At 72.8% G+C, this 16,628-nt stretch carries 20 protein-coding genes and 1 tRNA gene; 8 read left to right on the forward strand and 13 right to left on the reverse strand.

Going from position 1 to position 16,628, the window contains the following annotated elements:
- A partial coding sequence (locus tag ACFYYJ_RS21580; RefSeq protein ID WP_389134556.1) for a tyrosine-protein phosphatase occupies positions 1-954 on the forward strand: 954 nt, incomplete at its 5' end.
- An 82-nt stretch (positions 955-1,036) separates the two neighbouring features.
- On the opposite strand, the gene ACFYYJ_RS21585 is transcribed toward ACFYYJ_RS21580, so the two are convergent.
- Positions 1,037-2,719 carry a DEAD/DEAH box helicase gene (locus ACFYYJ_RS21585; protein ID WP_389134558.1) on the reverse strand — a complete coding sequence of 561 codons (1,683 nt, stop codon included), beginning with the start codon at positions 2,717-2,719 and terminating at the stop codon, positions 1,037-1,039.
- A gap of 101 nt (positions 2,720-2,820) precedes the next feature.
- Positions 2,821-3,024 carry a cold-shock protein gene (locus ACFYYJ_RS21590; protein ID WP_030028954.1) on the reverse strand — a complete coding sequence of 68 codons (204 nt, stop codon included), beginning with the start codon at positions 3,022-3,024 and terminating at the stop codon, positions 2,821-2,823.
- A gap of 210 nt (positions 3,025-3,234) precedes the next feature.
- Here ACFYYJ_RS21590 and ACFYYJ_RS21595 point away from each other — a divergent pair, with 210 nt between their 5' ends.
- Positions 3,235-3,876, forward strand: coding sequence for an SIMPL domain-containing protein (locus ACFYYJ_RS21595; protein ID WP_385129273.1), 642 nt, complete (start codon positions 3,235-3,237; stop codon positions 3,874-3,876).
- 192 nt (positions 3,877-4,068) lie between these two features.
- On the opposite strand, the gene ACFYYJ_RS21600 is transcribed toward ACFYYJ_RS21595, so the two are convergent.
- The 4 genes from ACFYYJ_RS21600 to ACFYYJ_RS21615 are packed head-to-tail and all read right to left on the reverse strand — an operon-like array spanning position 4,069 to position 7,805.
- Complete coding sequence (locus ACFYYJ_RS21600) at positions 4,069-5,226, reverse strand: acetyl-CoA C-acetyltransferase (RefSeq protein ID WP_385129271.1); 1,158 nt, start codon at positions 5,224-5,226, stop codon at positions 4,069-4,071.
- A 21-nt stretch (positions 5,227-5,247) separates the two neighbouring features.
- Complete coding sequence (locus ACFYYJ_RS21605) at positions 5,248-5,862, reverse strand: TetR/AcrR family transcriptional regulator (protein WP_376660222.1); 615 nt, start codon at positions 5,860-5,862, stop codon at positions 5,248-5,250.
- A 15-nt stretch (positions 5,863-5,877) separates the two neighbouring features.
- A complete protein-coding gene (locus tag ACFYYJ_RS21610) occupies positions 5,878-6,663 on the reverse strand; it encodes an SDR family oxidoreductase (RefSeq protein WP_389134563.1) in 786 nt (261 codons plus the stop codon).
- On the reverse strand, positions 6,660-7,805 hold the full coding sequence (locus tag ACFYYJ_RS21615) for an acyl-CoA dehydrogenase family protein (protein ID WP_389134565.1): 1,146 nt from the start codon (positions 7,803-7,805) through the stop codon (positions 6,660-6,662). Before ACFYYJ_RS21615 ends, ACFYYJ_RS21610 begins: the two co-directional genes overlap by 4 nt.
- Before the next feature lie 48 nt (positions 7,806-7,853).
- On the opposite strand from ACFYYJ_RS21615, the gene ACFYYJ_RS21620 reads away from it, so the two are divergent.
- Genes ACFYYJ_RS21620 through ACFYYJ_RS21630 form a run of 3 tightly spaced genes read left to right on the forward strand, consistent with a single transcriptional unit; the run spans position 7,854 to position 10,839 of the window.
- Complete coding sequence (locus ACFYYJ_RS21620) at positions 7,854-8,714, forward strand: enoyl-CoA hydratase (protein ID WP_385361453.1); 861 nt, start codon at positions 7,854-7,856, stop codon at positions 8,712-8,714.
- Positions 8,714-9,859: an acyl-CoA dehydrogenase family protein gene (locus tag ACFYYJ_RS21625; RefSeq protein ID WP_389134569.1), complete on the forward strand. Its 1,146-nt coding sequence runs from the start codon at positions 8,714-8,716 to the stop codon at positions 9,857-9,859. Before ACFYYJ_RS21620 ends, ACFYYJ_RS21625 begins: the two co-directional genes overlap by 1 nt.
- On the forward strand, positions 9,859-10,839 hold the full coding sequence (locus tag ACFYYJ_RS21630; protein WP_389134572.1) for an acyl-CoA dehydrogenase family protein: 981 nt from the start codon (positions 9,859-9,861) through the stop codon (positions 10,837-10,839). Before ACFYYJ_RS21625 ends, ACFYYJ_RS21630 begins: the two co-directional genes overlap by 1 nt.
- On the opposite strand, the gene ACFYYJ_RS21635 is transcribed toward ACFYYJ_RS21630, so the two are convergent.
- The gene (locus tag ACFYYJ_RS21635) at positions 10,821-11,177 is read right to left on the reverse strand and encodes a YrdB family protein (protein ID WP_389134575.1); all 357 of its coding nucleotides are present in this window, start codon (positions 11,175-11,177) and stop codon (positions 10,821-10,823) included. The genes ACFYYJ_RS21630 and ACFYYJ_RS21635 overlap by 19 nt on opposite strands.
- 56 nt (positions 11,178-11,233) lie before the next feature.
- Positions 11,234-11,956: a class I SAM-dependent methyltransferase gene (locus tag ACFYYJ_RS21640; RefSeq protein WP_389134577.1), complete on the reverse strand. Its 723-nt coding sequence runs from the start codon at positions 11,954-11,956 to the stop codon at positions 11,234-11,236.
- 89 nt (positions 11,957-12,045) lie between these two features.
- On the opposite strand from ACFYYJ_RS21640, the gene ACFYYJ_RS21645 reads away from it, so the two are divergent.
- Positions 12,046-12,510 carry a hypothetical protein gene (locus tag ACFYYJ_RS21645; RefSeq protein WP_385129257.1) on the forward strand — a complete coding sequence of 155 codons (465 nt, stop codon included), beginning with the start codon at positions 12,046-12,048 and terminating at the stop codon, positions 12,508-12,510.
- A 61-nt stretch (positions 12,511-12,571) separates the two neighbouring features.
- Entirely contained in the window at positions 12,572-12,769 is a 198-nt protein-coding gene (locus ACFYYJ_RS21650; RefSeq protein ID WP_389134580.1) for a hypothetical protein, read from the forward strand.
- 15 nt (positions 12,770-12,784) lie between these two features.
- Here ACFYYJ_RS21650 and ACFYYJ_RS21655 read toward each other — a convergent pair whose 3' ends face one another.
- Complete coding sequence (locus ACFYYJ_RS21655) at positions 12,785-13,144, reverse strand: hypothetical protein (RefSeq protein ID WP_389134582.1); 360 nt, start codon at positions 13,142-13,144, stop codon at positions 12,785-12,787.
- Positions 13,145-13,187: 43 nt separating this feature from the next.
- A complete protein-coding gene (locus tag ACFYYJ_RS21660) occupies positions 13,188-13,739 on the reverse strand; it encodes a hypothetical protein (RefSeq protein WP_385129253.1) in 552 nt (183 codons plus the stop codon).
- A 67-nt stretch (positions 13,740-13,806) separates the two neighbouring features.
- On the opposite strand from ACFYYJ_RS21660, the gene ACFYYJ_RS21665 reads away from it, so the two are divergent.
- Positions 13,807-13,881, forward strand: a tRNA-Ala gene (locus ACFYYJ_RS21665).
- Positions 13,882-13,885: 4 nt separating this feature from the next.
- Here the strand turns inward: ACFYYJ_RS21665 and ACFYYJ_RS21670 are convergent.
- The 3 genes from ACFYYJ_RS21670 to ACFYYJ_RS21680 are packed head-to-tail and all read right to left on the reverse strand — an operon-like array spanning position 13,886 to position 16,619.
- Positions 13,886-14,761: an alpha/beta hydrolase gene (locus tag ACFYYJ_RS21670; RefSeq protein ID WP_389134585.1), complete on the reverse strand. Its 876-nt coding sequence runs from the start codon at positions 14,759-14,761 to the stop codon at positions 13,886-13,888.
- Positions 14,758-15,489: an SDR family NAD(P)-dependent oxidoreductase gene (locus tag ACFYYJ_RS21675; RefSeq protein ID WP_385129251.1), complete on the reverse strand. Its 732-nt coding sequence runs from the start codon at positions 15,487-15,489 to the stop codon at positions 14,758-14,760. The genes ACFYYJ_RS21670 and ACFYYJ_RS21675 overlap by 4 nt, the downstream gene beginning before the upstream one ends.
- 2 nt (positions 15,490-15,491) lie before the next feature.
- Positions 15,492-16,619: an LLM class flavin-dependent oxidoreductase gene (locus ACFYYJ_RS21680; RefSeq protein ID WP_385129249.1), complete on the reverse strand. Its 1,128-nt coding sequence runs from the start codon at positions 16,617-16,619 to the stop codon at positions 15,492-15,494.
- Between the last annotated feature and the right edge of the window lie 9 nt (positions 16,620-16,628).

Consider the following 16,628-nt stretch of genomic DNA (forward strand, 5'->3'; position numbering starts at 1 on the left):
TTCCCCGACACTGGTGCCCCCCACCGGCGCGGTCCCCCAACCCCCCGGCCCCCCGCGGCCCCCGCCCCCCCACGCTACAGCGGCCCCCCCCCCCCCCCCGCGCCGCCGCCCCCGGCACCCGGAGCCGGGGCCAGTGCCCGGCACCACCACCAGCAAGCCGAAACGATCCGTCAGATCCCCCTCCAGGGCGCGGTCAACTTCCGTGACCTGGGCGGCTACCGCACCTGGACCGGCGGTCAGGTCCGCCAGGGCCTGGTCTACCGCTCCGACGCGCTGGGCAAACTGACCGCCGCGGACGTCACCACCGTCTCCGGTCTCGGCCTCACGAAGGTCGTCGATTTCCGCATCCCCATGGAGCTCCAGTACGACGGCGCCGACAAGCTGCCCGCCGGGCTCTCCCCCACCTCGCGCCCGGTCAGCGACCTGGGCCTCTACGGCACCCTGATGGGTGCGATCGCCAGCGGGGACCCCGTCAAGCAGGAGCAGATCCTCGGCGGCGGCCGCGCCGAGGCCTACATGCGCGACATCTACCGCAGCTTCGTGACGAACCCCGAGAACCGGGCGCAGTTCGCGCAGACCGTGCGGGAGATCGCGGACGGCAAGCAGGGACCGCTGCTCTACCACTGCACCTCCGGCAAGGACCGGACCGGCTGGACGAGCTACGTCCTGCTGCGCGCACTGGCCGTCCCCGAGGCCACCGCCGAGCGCGACTACCTGGCGTCGAACACCTTCCGCGCCGCGTACGACGCCCAGGTGCGGGCGGGCATCAAGCAGTCCGGCCGGATGCAGAACCCCGATCTGCTGATCCCGCTCCAGGAGGTCCGCCAGGACTACCTGGACGCGGCGACGGCGCAGATGGAGGCCGATTACGGCAGCTTCTACGGCTATCTGACGGACGGGCTCGGCCTGGACCTGCGGACGCTGGCGAAGCTCCAGAACAAGATGGTCCGCTGACGGAACGCGACAGCACGATGCCGGGCAGTGCTCACGCACTGCCCGGCATCGTTCGTTCGTTCATTCGTACGCGTGCGTACGGTCAGACCGCGCGGCGGCGGCCCTGCCCGCCCGTGCCGACCCGGCTGCGCGCGGACGCGGCGGCCGCGCCGCCCGAGGCGGCACCGCCGGAGCGACGGCCCCGGTCGCCGGAGCCGGTGGCCGCGCCACCGGCGCCGCCCTGTCCACGGCGGGCCTGACCCGAACCGGAGGCCGCCGGGGCCTGCCCGGAACCACCGCCGGAGGAGCGGCGGCCACGACCGCCGGCCGCCGGGGCGGAACCCGTGGCGGAGCCGGTGCGCGGCCCGCCCGAGCGGCGGCGCGAACCGGAGCCGGATCCGGAGCCCGTGCGCGCCTTGGGCGCGGCGGGCTGCTGCGGGACCTCCAGCACCACGGGGACGCCCGAGGGCTCCTTGGCGCCGGTCAGGCGGGCGAGCTCCTCGTCGGAGGACTTGATCTGCGCGGTGCGCGGGGAGATCCCGGCGTCCGACATCAGGCGGGACATGTCCCGCTTCTGGTCGGGCAGGACCAGGGTGACCACGCTGCCGGACTCGCCGGCGCGGGCGGTACGGCCGCCGCGGTGCAGGTAGTCCTTGTGGTCGGTCGGCGGGTCCACGTTCACGACGAGGTCGAGGTCGTCGATGTGGATGCCGCGGGCGGCCACGTTGGTGGCGATCAGCGCGGTGACCTCGCCCGTCTTGAACCAGTCGAGGGTGCGGTTGCGCTGCGGCTGAGAGCGGCCGCCGTGCAGGCCGGAGGCGCGTACGCCCTCCGCGAGGAGCTTCTTGACCATGCGGTCGACACCGCGCTTGGTGTCCACGAACATGATCACCCGGCCGTCGCGGGCGGCTATGCGCGTCGCCACGGCCTTCTTGTCGGTCTCGTCCATCACGTAGAGGACGTGGTGCTCCATCGTCGTGACCGCACCGGCCGACGGGTCGACGGAGTGTCCGACGGGGTCGGTCAGGAACATCTTGACGAGCTTGTCGATGTTCTTGTCGAGGGTCGCCGAGAACAGCATGGTCTGGCCCCCCTCCTCGACCTGCTTGAGCAGCGCGGTGACCTGCGGCATGAAGCCCATGTCGGTCATCTGGTCGGCCTCGTCGAGGACGGTGATCGAAACCTGCGAGAGGTCGGCGTCACCGCGGTCGATGAGGTCCTTGAGGCGGCCGGGGGTGGCGACGAGCACCTCGGCGCCGCGGCGCAGCGCGCCCGACTGCCGGTTGATCGACATGCCGCCGACGACGGTCGCGATGCGCAGGTTGACGGCCGTGGCGTAGGGGGCCAGGGAGTCGGTCACCTGCTGCGCGAGCTCGCGGGTGGGTACGAGGACCATCGCGAGCGGCGCCTTGGGCTGCGCGCGGCGGCCCGCGGTCCGGGCCAGCAGCGCCAGGCCGAAGGCCAGGGTCTTGCCGGAGCCGGTGCGGCCGCGGCCGAGCAGGTCACGGCCGGCGAGCGAGTTCGGCAGCGTCGCGGCCTGGATCGGGAACGGCTCGGTGACGCCCTGGGCGGCGAGGGTCTTCAGCAGCGCCTCGGGCATGTCCATGTCCTCGAACGCGGCGACCGGCGGCAGCGCCGGGGCGATCGGCTCGGGCATGGTGAATTCCTGGGGCCGGGGAGCGGGGGCGGACTTCTGACGGCCCGCACCAGCCTTCGGACGTCCCTGGGCCGCACCTCGACCCCGGGTGGGGCGGCGGCTGGGTCGTGCGGAGCTGGAGCTGGTCATGCGAGAAAGCCCTCCTGAAACCGGCAGGTAAAACAAAGGTCGAGACAGCAGACAAGCCGGGGCCCGCACCTCGCGGTGCGGACCCCGGCATGCTGAAGAAATTAGGCGGGGATGATGTTCTCCGCCTGGGGGCCCTTCTGGCCCTGGGTGACGTCGAAGGACACGCGCTGGCCCTCGGTGAGCTCACGGAAGCCCTGGGTGGCGATGTTCGAGTAGTGGGCGAACACGTCCGGACCGCCACCGTCCTGCTCGATGAAGCCGAAGCCCTTTTCCGAGTTGAACCACTTCACGGTGCCAAGTGCCATTTGAATCTCCTGAGTAGGCGGCAAGGGCCCCATCCGGGAGAATCCGGCAAAAACAATAAAAGCGCCTGAGGAACATTCCCGTCAGGCGCACATAAAGTTCATGGGTACCACAACTGCAACGCCTCTAAGCTAGCACACCCCGGTCGGGGGACGTTCCTCGCCCACGAGGCGGGCCTGGTCCACGCGGTCCGATCTTGGTTCAATGCGCGGATGGCATCGATCAAGGAGCCCTGGGGGCTCAGTGTGCTCGGAGCGGGCAGCACGTCCGCCGAACCCCGACTCGCGCAGGTGGACTTGGCGGTCGATCTCGTCGCCCCGTCCCCCAAGGAGGCCTTCGCAGAGGCGGGCGCGGCGGTGGCCCGCCTGCGTGCGGTCCTGCGGGAGCACGGCATACCGGACTCCGACGTGTCCGGCTCCCGCCTCCAGTTGACCTCGCAGTACAAGGGCTACGGCTCGGACCGCACCTTCCTCGGCTACGGCTGCGAGGCCACGTACACCGTGCAGACGTCGGCGCTCGACCGGCTGGAACTGCTCATCGAGGACGCGGTGACGGCCGGCGCGAACCGCGTCGACACCGTCCGCTTCGAGGTGGAGGACAAGCCCGCGATGCGTGACGAGGCGCGACGCCGGGCGGTGGCGGCGGCTCGGCGCAAGGCCGAGGTCTACGCGGAGGCGTGCGGGGTACGGTTGGGGGCGGTGATCCACATCGAGGACGTCGACCCCGAGTCGATGGACGTCCGCAGCCATGGGCGCCGCATGGGCGGGGACCCCGAGCCGGATGGCTCCCTGTCCCCGGGCTCGGTCCGCGTGGAGGCCGCCGTCCTCCTGGGCTTCGCCCTCCTCCCGGCCTGACGCCTCTGCCGCCGTGCCGGGGCGCTGCCGCTGGGCTCCGCGGTTGCCGGGCGCGGGTCCGCTGCCGGGTGCGGCGCCGTTTCGGGGGCGCTGCCCCCGCGCCCCCGCGCCTCAAACGCCGGCGGGGCTGGGTGGTGTCCCCTGCGCGGGGTCCGGGGCAGCGCCCCGGCAACGGACCCGCACCCGGTGCGGCTACAGCCGTTCGATGATGGTGACGTTCGCCTGGCCGCCACCCTCGCACATCGTCTGGAGGCCGAACCGGCCCCCCGTGCGCTCCAGTTCGTGCAGGAGGGTGGTCATCAGCTTGACGCCCGTCGCCCCCAGCGGGTGGCCGAGTGCGATGGCTCCGCCGTTGACGTTCACCTTCTCCGGGTCCGCGCCGGTTTCCTTCAGCCACGCCAGGACCACCGGCGCGAACGCCTCGTTGATCTCGACGAGGTCGATGTCGGCCAGGGACATGCCGGTCTTCTTCAGCGCGTACGCCGTCGCCGGGATCGGCGCCGACAGCATGCGGATCGGGTCCTCGCCCCGTACCGAGAGGTGGTGGATCCGGGCGCGCGGCCGCAGGCCGTGTTCGCGGACCGCCCGCTCGGAGGCGATCAGCATCGCCGCCGCGCCGTCGGATACCTGGGAGGAGACGGCCGCGGTGATGGTGCCGCCCTCGACGACCGGCTTCAGCGTCGCCATCTTCTCCAGCGTGGTGTCCCGCCGCGGACCCTCGTCCACCGTCACGTCCCCGTACGCCACGGTCTCGCGCGAGAACCGCCCCTCGTCGATGGCCCGCAGCGCCCGCTGGTGGGAGCGGAGCGCGAACTCCTCCATGTCGCGGCGGGTGATGCCCCACTTCTCCGCGATCAGCTGCGCGCCGTGGAACTGGTTGACCGGTGCGTCGCCGTAGCGGGCCCGCCAGCCCTCCGAGCCCAGGTACGGGCCTTCCGTGAAGCCCAGCGGTTCCGCCGCCTGCCGCGAGGCGAAGGCGATCGGGATCATCGACATGTTCTGGGTGCCGCCCGCGACCACCAGGTCCTGGGTGCCGGACAGGACGCCCTGCGCCGCGAAGTGCACGGCCTGCTGGGAGGAGCCGCACTGGCGGTCCACCGTCACGCCCGGCACCTCCTCGGGCAGGCCGGCCGCCAGCCACGCCGTCCGGGCGATGTCGCCCGCCTGCGGCCCGACGGTGTCCAGGCAGCCGAACACCACGTCCTCCACGGCGGCCGGGTCCACCCCGGACCGTTCGACCAGCGCCTTCAGGACGTGCGCGCCCAGATCGGCGGGGTGGACGGCGGACAGGCCGCCCTTGCGCCGCCCCACGGGGGTGCGTACCGCTTCGACTATGTAGGCCTCGGGCATCGGGACTCCTCTGCTGATGGGTCAGGTGCGTAGGGCGATCCCGTCCAGCACCATCGACAGGTACTGGCGGGCGATCTCCTCGGGGCTGTGCTGTCCGCCCGGCCGGTACCAGGACGCCGCCACCCACACCGTGTCGCGCACGAAGCGGTAGGTGAGGCGGATGTCGAGGTCGGCGCGGAAGACCTTGGCCGCGACCCCGCGCTCCAGCGTCCCCAGCCATGCCTTCTCGAACTTCACTTGCGAGTCGGACAGGTAGTGGAAGCGGGGCTGCGCGGAGAGGGTGCGGGATTCCTTCTGGTAGATGGCGACGGCGGCACGGTGCCGGTCGATCTCCCGGAAGGACTCGGTGACGAGGGCCTCGATGGTCTCCCTGGGGCCGAGACCGGCCGCGAGGACGGTGTCGTACCCCTCCCACAGCTCGTTCAGGAAGGCCGAGAGGATCTCGTCGAGCATCGATTCCTTGGAATCGAAGTGGTAGTAGAGGCTGCCGGCGAGCATGCCGGCGGCGTCGGCGATCTTGCGGACGGTGGTGGCGTTGTAGCCCTGCGCGGCGAAGACCTCGGCGGCGGTGTCGAGGAGTTCCCGGCGCCGCTCGGGTGAGGCAGTCACCTGCGGCTTCTTCTTGTTCGTTGGCACGGGCCCATTCTGCGGCTACGCGCGCTGGCTGCTGACCGAGACGGTCTCGCCCGTCATGTACGACGAGTAGCCGCTGGCCAGGAAGACGATGACGTTGGCGACCTCCCAGGGCTCGGCGTAACGGCCGAAGGCCTCGCGGGAGGTGAGTTCGGCGAGGAGTTCCTCGCTGGTGACCTTCACCAGGTGCGGGTGCATGGCCAGGCTCGGGGCGACCGCGTTGATCCGTACGCCGAACTCGGCGGCCTCCAGGGCGGCGCAGCGGGTCAGGGCCATCACGCCGGCCTTGGCGGCGGCGTAGTGGGCCTGGCCGGTCTGGGCGCGCCAGCCGATGACGGAGGCGTTGTTGACGATGACGCCGCCTCCGGCGCCGGCGGCCTTGAAGGAGCGCAGGGCGGCGCGGGTGCAGCGGAAGGTGCCGTTGAGGGTGACGTCGAGGACGCGGCCCCACTGTTCGTCGGTCATGTCGACGAGGTTCGCGGTGCCGCCGAGTCCGGCGTTGTTGACGACGATGTCGAGGCCGCCGTGGGTCTGTTCGGCGAGCGTGAAGAGGGCCTGGACCTGCTCCTCGTCGGTGACGTCGCACGGGAGGGAGGTGATGCGGTCGGCGCCGAACTCGGCGGCGAGGGCGTCCTCGGTCTCCTTGAGGCGGCGGGCGTGGGCGTCGCTGATGACGATGCGGGCGCCTTCCTCCAGGAAGCGGCGGGCGGTGGCGCCGCCGATGCCGGCTCCGGCGGCCGCGGTGATGACGGCGGTGCGGCCGCCCAGCAGGTCGTGCCCGGGGACGTAGGTGGGGGTGTTCAAGCCCGTACCTCCTTGGGAAGGCCGAGGATCCGCTCGGCGATGAGGTTGCGCTGGATCTCGTCCGAGCCCGCGTAGATGGTGTCGGCGCGGGAGAAGAGGAAGAGCCGCTGCCGGTCGTCGAGGTCGTACGGGTCCCCGTGCGCGCCGGTCGCGAGCAGCGAGGGGGCTCCGCAGATGTCCATGGCGAGTTCGCCGAGGTCGCGGTGCCAGCGGGCCCAGTACAGCTTGGCCACGGAGGGCGCCGCGGGGCGCAGGGCGGTGGCGCGCATGGTTTCCAGGCCGATCCAGGCCTGGACGAGGCGGTCGCGGATCAGCGGGTCGGCGATGGCGCCGTTGGTGCGGGCGAGGTCGGCGAGGGTTTCGAGTTCGCGGCGGAAGCCGACCTGCTGGCCGAGGGTGGAGACGCCGCGTTCGTAGCCGAGGGTGGCCATGGCGATGTTCCAGCCGTCGCCGGGGGCGCCGACGACGTGGGCGGCGTCGGTGCGGGCGCCGTCGAAGAAGACCTCGTTGAACTCGGAGGTGCCGGTGAGCTGGACGATGGGGCGGACGTCGACGCCGGGCTGGTCCATGGGGACCAGGAGGTAGGACAGGCCCGTGTGGCGGCGCGTGCCCGGTTCGGTGCGGGCGAGGACGAAGCACCACTGGGCCTCGTGGGCGAGGGAGGTCCAGGTCTTCTGGCCGTCCACCACCCACTGCCCGTCCTGGAGGGCGGCGCGGGTGCGGACGCCGGCGAGGTCGGAGCCGGCGTCGGGTTCGCTGTAGCCCTGGCACCACAGCTCCTCGACGGCGCGGATGGGCGGCAGGAACCGGCGCTTCTGCTCCTCGGTGCCGTGGTCGATGAGGGTGGGGCCGAGGAGCTGTTCGCCGATGTGGTTGACGCGGGCGGGGGCGTCCGCGAGGGCGTACTCCTCGTGGAAGGCGATCTGTTCCTCGGTGCTCGCGCCGCGGCCGCCGTGTTCGACGGGCCAGCCGAGGCAGGTCCAGCCGTGGGCGGCCATGTGCCGTTCCCAGGCGAGGCGTTCGGTGAAGGCCTCGTGCTCCCGGCCCGGTCCGCCGCGGCCCTTGAGGGCGGCGAACTCGCCGGTGAGGTGGGCCCGTAGCCAACTCCGAACCTCGGTGCGGAACTCCTCGACGCTGCTCATGGCCGTACGTTAACCTACCAAACACTTGTTAGGGAAGGATCCAGGTTGATGCCCGACGACACCCTCGACACCCACGACTCCCCCGTGCTCTACGAGCGCCGCGGCCCGGTCGCGCACGTGACCATGAACCGCCCCCGTTACCGCAACGCGCAGAACAGCGCGATGACGTACGCCCTCGACGACGCCTTCTACCGCGCGGCCGACGACCCCGAGGTGAAGGTGGTCGTCCTGGGCGGGGCCGGTGAGCACTTCTCCGCGGGCCACGACATCGGCACCCCGGAGCGTGACGCCCACCTGCCCTTCGAGCGGCGCGCCGGGCTGTGGTGGGACCACTCGGAGCGCCGGGGCGCCGAGTCCCGCTTCGCCCGCGAGTCGGAGGTGTACCTGGGGATGTGCCGGCGCTGGCGGGAGCTGCCGAAGCCGGTGATCGCCTCGGTGCAGGGGGCCTGTGTGGCGGGCGGGCTGATGCTGGCCTGGGTCTGCGACCTGATCGTGGCGAGCGAGGACGCCTTCTTCGCGGACCCGGTCGTACGGATGGGCATCCCCGGCGTCGAGTACTTCGCGCACCCGTGGGCGATGCCCCCGCGGATCGCGAAGGAGTTCCTGTACACGGGCGACCGGATGCCGGCCCGCCGGGCGTACGAGATCGGCATGGTCAACCGGGTCGTGGAGCGCGCCGAGCTGGCGGACGAGACCGCCCGCCTCGCCCTGCGCGTCGCCGAGATGCCCGGCTTCGGCCTGGCCCTGACCAAGCGGGCCGTCAACCAGGCCGAGGACCTCCAGGGCCTGCACACCGGCATGGACTCGGTCTTCGGCCTGCACCACCTCGCGCACGCCCACAACGCGGAGACAGCGGCGGACTCGCTCGGCGGCATGAACATAGCCGCCATGAAGGAGGCGAACACCTGATGGACCTCGACCACGCACCCGATGCGGAGGCCTTCCGGGCCGAGGCCCGGGCCTGGCTCACCGCCCACGTGCCCGCCACCCCCCTGCCCTCCCTGGAGACGGAGGAGGGCTTCGCCGCGCACCGGTCGTGGGAGGCGCGGCTGCACGCCGACCGCTGGTCGGTGGTGTCCTGGCCCGAGGAGTACGGGGGCCGGGGCGTCGACATCGTGAAGTGGCTGGTGTTCGAGGAGGAGTACTGGGCGGCGGGCGCGCCCGGCCGGGTCTCCCAGAACGGCATCAACCTCCTCGCCCCGACCCTCTTCGACCACGCCACGGACGAGCAGCGGGCGCGGGTGCTGCCCTCCATGGCGAGCGGCGAGGTGATCTGGGCGCAGGCCTGGTCCGAGCCGGAGTCGGGCTCGGACCTGGCCTCGTTGAAGTCGCGGGCGGTGCGCACGGAGGGCGGCTGGCTGCTGTCCGGGCAGAAGACCTGGTCCTCGCGGGCCGCCTTCGCCGACCGGGCCTTCGGCATCTTCCGCACCGACCCGGACGCCCCGAAGCCGCACCAGGGCCTGACGTACCTGATGTTCGACCTGCGCGCGCCGGGGGTGACGGTGCGGCCCATCGGCCGCCTCGACGGAAAGCCGGCCTTCGCGGAGCTCTTCCTGGACGGGGTCTTCGTACCGGACGAGGACGTGATCGGCGAGCCGGGGCAGGGCTGGCGGATCGCGATGTCGACCACGGGCAACGAGCGGGGCCTCACCCTGCGCTCCCCCGGCCGGTTCCTGGCGGCCGCCGGCCGGCTGCGGGAGCTGTGGGAGACGGCCGGGGACCCCTCCGACACGGCCCTGCGGGACCGGGTCGCGGACGCGGTGGTCGGGGCCCGCGCCTACGAGCTGTTCACCTGGGCCAACGCCTCCCGCTTCGCGGCGGGCGAGACCATCGGCGCCGAGTCCAGCCTGAACAAGGTGTTCTGGTCGCAGTACGACATCGCCCTGCACGAGACCGCCCTGGACCTGCTCGGCGCGGACGCGGAGCTGGCGGAGGGCGAGTGGGCCGAGCCGTGGGTCTTCTCCCTGGCCGGGCCGATCTACGCGGGCACGAACGAGATCCAGCGCGACATCATCGCCGAGCGGCTGCTCGGCCTCCCGAAGGGCCGCCGCTGATGCGTTTCCTGCCGACCGACGAGCAGTCGGACTTCGCCCGTACGCTGCGCTCCCTGCTGGGGGCGGCCGAGGTGCCGGCGGCGGTGCGGGCCTGGGCGGACGGCGAGCACGGCCCGGGGCGGGCGGTGTGGTTCCGGCTCGCGGAGACGGGCCTGTTCGCGCTGGCCGCGGCCGAGGAGTACGACGGCGCGGGCCTGCTGGCGCCGGAACTGGCACTTGGCTTCGTGGAGTTGGGCCGGGCGGGCGTGCCGGGGCCGGTGGTGGAGAGCGCGGCGGTGTCCGTACTGCTCTCCGAGCTGGGGGACGAGGCGCTCGCGAAGCGGTTCCTGCCCGGGCTGGCGGGGGGCGAGACCTCGGCGACGCTGACCCTGCCGGGCGGCAGCCCGTACGCCCTGGACGCGGACGCGGCGACGTACTGCTTCACCGTGTCGGAGACGGGCGAACTGCGCCTGGCGCGGGGCGGGGGGCCGATGGCCTCCCTGGACCCGGCCCGCCGGCTCTCGGTGCCCGCGCCCGGCGGCGAGCTGCTCGCCGCGGGCCCGGCCGTGAGGGCGGCCGCGGAGACGGCCGGCCGGTGGGCGCGGCTGCTGACGGCGGCCCAGTGCCTGGGCGTCGGCGAGGCACTGCTGGCGCGGACGGTGGAGTACGCGAAGCAGCGCACCCAGTTCGGGACCCCGATCGGCTCCTTCCAGGCGGTCAAGCACCGCCTGGCGGACACCCTGCTGGGCCTGGAGTTCGCCCGGCCGCTGCTGTGGGCGGCGGCCCTGTCGCTGTCCCCGGCGGACGTGGCGGCGGCCAAGCTGACGGCGGGCGAGGCGGGGTACGCGGCCGCCATGACCGCGCTCCAGCTCCACGGCGCCGTCGGCTACACGGAGGAGCTGGACCTCTCCCTGTGGCTGCGCAAGGCCCGCCCGCTGCGGGACGCGTGGGGCACGCCGTCGGCCTGCCGGGCGGAGGTCGTTCAGCCGCGGCTGCGGTAGTAGACCGCCAGGGCGTTGTTCAGCAGGACGATCCCGCCGAACCACAGGGCCCCGGTCCGCCACCCGACCGCGTACAGCGCGAGGGTGGCGGACCCGAACACCAGGACCTTGACGGCGATCTGGACGGCGAGCGGGGCGTCGAAGGTGGCCTTGGGCGCGGCGAACATGCCCCAGAGCACGGCGGCGGCGAGCGGGGCGGCCACCGCGAGGCCTATGGACCAGCCCCGGCCGATGTCCCGGGTCCAGCCCCACCGGGCCAGGGCGGCGAGGGCCGCGAGTTCCAGGAAGAAGGCGAGGCCCTCGTTGGCGAGGAAGAAGAGCCGCAGGATGGGATTCATGCGGCACAACCTGGCGGACCCGCGCCCGGGCCGTCCATCGATTAACGGGGGCCGTCTCACATGACGGCGACGTTCAGCGTGACCACGTAGTGCTCCTCGACGGTGCCGTCCGGGAACAGGGGCGCCAGCCGGGCGTGTTCGGCGTCGATGAAGGCGCGCGTGCCGTCCTCGCCGAGCAGCAGGAACGCGGAGTGGCTGGCGGTGTTGGCGAGGTGCATGGCGAGGGGGATCCGCCGGGACCACCGCACCTCGCGGGTGGTGACGTCGAGCCCGCCCAGGGACTCCCGGGTGGGCAGCCCGCTCACCCCGAAGAAGGCGCGGAGCCGTTCGTCCTGCTCGGCGATCCAGGGGACGGTGGTGTCCAGGTCGTTCCACCAGAGCGCGAGCGCGCCGCCGGGGCGCAGCACGCGGCGGGCCTCGGGGACCGAGCGGGCGGCGTCGGTCCAGTGCCAGGCCTGCGCGTACGTGAGGAGGTCGAACGCGGCGCTCGCCAGCGGCAGCCGGTCCCCGTCCCCGCGCACGACCGGGATCCCCGGGTTCGCCCGCCGGAACTCGGCGGCCATCCCGTCCCCGGGCTCCACGGCGAGCACCTCGGCCCCGCGCTCGCGCAGCAGCGCCGTGGCGATCCCGGTCCCGGCGCCCACGTCCGCCACGCGCGCCCCGGCGAGCTCGCGCCCGGCGAGTTCCTCGACGGCGTCGAAGAGGGCGGGCGGGTAGCCGGGCCGGTTCGCACCGTAGAGCGCGGCGGCGGCGTCGAAGGAGCGGGCTCGTTTCGTCATGGGGCCAACGTACGGAACCGGCAGGGGATGTGAGGGCGTCCCTGATGAACAGACGTACGACGAACGACGCAGAACGAGGTACAGGGAACATGCGAAGCACGACGACCGGGATGATGGCGCTGTGCGCGGCGGCGGCTGCGGTGATGCTCACCGGCTGCGGAAGCGACGCCCCGAAGCCGGCGGCCGACAACGCGAAGCCCGCCGCCGCCTCCACGAGTGCCGCCCCCGCGTCCTCCGCACCGGCGGCGAAGGGCGGCGGCGGGACGCACGAGGTGACCCTGGAGGTCGGCGGCACGGGCAAGGCGCCGATCATGTACAGCGGCATCGACAGCGGCTTCGAAATGCAGACCCTGCCGTGGACGAAGTCGGGCACCGCCGAACTCACCGCCGCGGAGCAGAAGGTGGGCCGCCTGGTGAACGCCGTCCCGGGCACGATCACGGGCCCCGACGGCATGCTGACGTGGCCGCCGTGCTCCATCAAGGTGGACGGCAAGGTGGTCGCGGAGAACGACGGCAAGACCTCGAAGGGCTGCTCGTACATCATCAAGAACTAGGGCCGTCCGGTTCGCAACCCGAACCGACGCCGGACGTGAATCGAGCGACGAGGGGGATTACATGGGACGCATGGGCGACCAACAGGCCGCGGAGTACTACGACGTGGCGATGCGGCACCGCAAGAGCGCCGACGAGGCCTTCCAGGCGTGGACGCTCCGCAAGGAGCAGGAGTACCACGCGGCGGCGGTGCTCCACGCCCAGATGGCCACCATGTACGCGGGCATGGCCGCCGCGGCGAAGGCCGTACTGGACTTCTAGCGCCCGGAGACCGGCTCAGGGACGGAACTCGTGCACGACCTCGATGCGGCCGACGATGTGCCGGTTGAACTCGTCGAGTTCCTCCGCCGGGACCCACAGCTCCAGGATGGTCCGGCCGCCGGCCTGCTGGACCGGGTAGCGGGTGAGGAACTCCGAGTCGACCTCGAAGCGGGTCACGAAGCCGGCGCCGTCGTGCTTGACGTTCCAGTCGCGGGCGATGCGGATCGCGTAGTCCTCGTTCATGACCGGGTAGAAGATCGGCTGCTCGGGCAGGCGCGGCGGCCAGGCGCGCCAGTCGAGGGCGCGGACGAGGTCGAGTTCGACGGGGCCGGTGGGGCGCCAGAGGGTGGTCGTGGGTCGGGCCGTGGTGGACATGCGGCGACCCTAAACGCCGGGCAGCCGCGCTGACCAGCGGGTTTCAGTCGCGGCGGCGGCGCAGGGAGAGTCCGCCCACCAGCGCGGTCTGGAACAGGAGGAGGGCGGCGGTGGCCGCTGCCTGCCAGAGCGGTGCGGACGGGCGGGAGCCGGGCGCCCAGGCCGGCCCGTCGGGGTCCGCCGTCACCGTGAGGCGGGCTCCGACCGCGAGGTCCATCGACAGCGGGCCGGGCAGGTCCCGGCCCGCCTGCGTGCGCAGGCGCAGGGACGGCGAGAGGCCGGAGCCGTCCTCCACCATGGTCCGCGAGACCACCACCGCCACTTCCTCCCGACCCCGGTCGTGGAGGGTGTGCCGGTCCCAGGTGACCCCGCCCATCACCGCGATGCCCACCGCGGTGAGCGCGACGGCGGTGCGCCCCACGAACTCCGCGCCGGTGCCGTGCGGTACGGCCGCGCCGATGACGAAGACGGCGAGCAGGACCGGCACCCACAGGCCCTCGGGGCCCCGCAGCAGCCAGATCGCCGCGAACTCCGTTGCCAGGAGCAGGCAGTTGCGCAGCAGCGCCCCCGGCAGTCTCCGTATCGCTTCAGCCATGGACACATCATGCCCGGGATAATCCCGCGCGGACCCACCGAGCCCGGGCCTAAGATCGGCCCCAAGGGCGGGGTCGTAGCACAGAGGTAGTGCGCCTACACAGCATGGAGGAGGACGCCGGTTCGAATCCGGCCGCCCCGCCCCCCTCAGCCCACTGCCGCCACCCACGCCGCCGCCGCCCTCAACGCCGCGACCCCGGCCGGGAGCGGCAGTCCCAGGAAACCGTGGAAGACGCCCGGGTGGAGCTGGACCGTGCAGTCCACGCCCGCCTCCGCCAGCCGGCGCCCGTACGCGAGGCCCTCGTCGCGCAGCACGTCGCAGTCCGCGAGAACGATCAGGGCGGGCGGCAGGCCCGACAGGTCGGGTGCGTGGAGCGGCGAGACGTGCGGGTGCGCCGGGTCGCCGCCGTACTGGTCCCAGTACCAGGCCATGTGCGCGGCGGTGTGGAAGTAGCCCTCCGCGTACGTCTCCACCGAGGCCGAAGCCATCGACGCGTCCAGCGGCGGATAGAACAGCAGCTGGCCCGCCGCGAGTCCGGGCGCGCGCAGGGCGGTCACGGCGGCCAGGTTGCCCCCGCTGGAGTCCCCCGCCAGCACCACCCGGTCCGCGTCGCAGCCCAGCGCCGTGGTCTCGGTCCGGGCCCACAGGAGTACGGTCAGCGCGTCGTCCGGCGCCGCCGGCCAGGGGTGTTCCGGGGCGAGCCGGTAGTCCGCGGAGACGACCACCGCGCCCGAGGCCGCCGCCAGGGTGCGGCACAGCGCGTCGTGGGTGTCGAGCCCGCACATCACCCAGCCCCCGCCGTGGAAGTACACGACCAGGGGGCGGCCGGCCGCGCCCGGCTCGGTGTCGTAGACCCGGACCGGGACCCCGCCCGCCACCGTGTCGCGCACCGAGGCGACGGCCGGGCCCGGCGGCCCGGGGACGGCGGCCGCCCGCAGGGCCGCCGTGTCGCCCGGCCCCGGGAAGCCGGCCGCCATCGCGTCGCAGAACCGCCGCGCCGCCTCTGACAGGAGGCCGCTCATGCGGTCGTCATCCCGCCGTCGACGGTGAACTCCGTGCCCGTCACGTACGAGGAGGCGTCCGAGCAGAGGAAGAGCACCAGCTCCCCGACCTCCTCCGGCCGCCCCATCCGCCCGAGCGGCACGTGCGACCAGTCGCGGCCCGCGACGGCCTGCGCCACCATCGGGGTGTCGATGGCGCCCGGGTGCACCGAGTTGACCCGGATCCGGTCCCCGGCCAGGTCCAGCGCCGCCGACCTGGTCAGTCCGCGCAGCCCGAACTTGGTGGAGCCGTAGGCGGCGTGGCCCGGGATCCCGACCAGTCCGGCCGTGGAGGAGATGTTGACGATCGAGCCGCCCCCGCCCGCCCGCAGCACGGGCGCCACGGCCTGGATGCCGAGGAACGGCCCGAGCAGGTTGACCCGCAGGAGGGTCTCGAAGTCCTCCAGGGACTGCTTCTCGACGTGGGCCGTGCGCCACAGGGCCGCGTTGTTGACCAGCGCGGAGACCGTGCCGAAGGCCGCCACCGCGGCCTCGACGACACCGGCCCAGCTCTCGGCGTCGGTCACGTCGTGCCGTACGTACAGGCCCTGGTCGCCGAGCGAGGCGGCGACCTCCCGGCCCTCCTCCTCCCGTACGTCCGTGACGACGACCCGGGCGCCGGCCTCGGCGAACAGGCGCGCCTCGGCGGCGCCCTGGCCGCGTCCGGCTCCGGTGACGAGGACGACCTTGCCGTCCAGGGAGATGCCCATGCTCAGCGCTCCGATTCCATCGCGCGGAAGTGCGGGATGACCTTCTCGCCCCACTGCCGGATGGTCTCCAGGCAGGCCTCCTGCGGGACCGTACCCATCTGGATCAGGCACATCACCTCGTCGACGCCGATCTCGCGCAGCTGCTCGACGTAGGCGATGGCGGTCTCGGCGCTGCCGTAGGCGTGCTCGGCGTTGTAGGTGCCGGTGTCGACGGGCCGGGCCGGGATGCTGGCCTCGTGGAGCTTGGCGACGAGTTCCTCGCGGCCCTGCGCGAGGGCCGCGACGTGGTCCTCGTCCTCCGCGTAGCCGGTCGGGGCGGGGGCGTTGCCGTACCAGTGGGCGATGGATTCGGCGAAGAAGCGCTGGCCGCGCGTGCCGAGCCGCAGGGCGCGCTCGGCGTCGTCGAGGACGATGGTCGGGCAGAGGGCGGACAGGTGGTCGTTGACCTCGGTCGAGACGAGGCGTTCGCCGGTGCGGGTCGCGATGGCCTCGTCGTAGACCTTGCGCATGGCGCGGACGTCGTCGGCGCCCGCGAAGCCCATCACCAGGGCGCCGATGCCGAGTTCGGCGGCGAGCTTGAGGGTGTCGTGCTTGGAGCAGGCCATGAAGAGCGGCGGGTGCGGGTCCTGGACGGGGCGGGGCAGGATCGCGCCGGGGCCGATGTCGATGGAGCCGTGCCATTCGAACTCCGGCTCCCGCCAGGCGGCGGCGAAGATCCGCAGCGCCTCCTCCATCTGCGGGTAGGTGTCCTCGGGCTTCACCCCGTACATGGACATCTCCTGGCGGGTGGCGCCGCGCCCGGCGCCGATGTCGACGCGGCCTCCGGAGAGGACGTCGAGCATGGCGGCGCGTTCGGCGACGCGGACGGGGTGCTGGTAGCCGAAGGGCATGGTGACGACGCCGTGGCCGATGCGGATCTTCCGCGTCCGGGCGGCGACCCAGGTGAGGAAGATCTCGGAGGCGCTCATGTGGGCGTACTGGGTCAGGGAGTGGTGCTCGACGGCCCAGATCCGGTCGAAGCCCATCTCCTCGGCGAGGACGGCCTGTTCGACGCAGTCGTGGATGACCTGGCGCTCGCGCTCCGGGGTCGGGTCGACGAGCTGGGCCTCGAAGATCATCGAGAACTTCACGGGGAGGTC

The organism is Streptomyces sp. NPDC002467, assembly GCF_042889825.1.
Classification (GTDB): Bacteria; Actinomycetota; Actinomycetes; order Streptomycetales; family Streptomycetaceae; genus Streptomyces.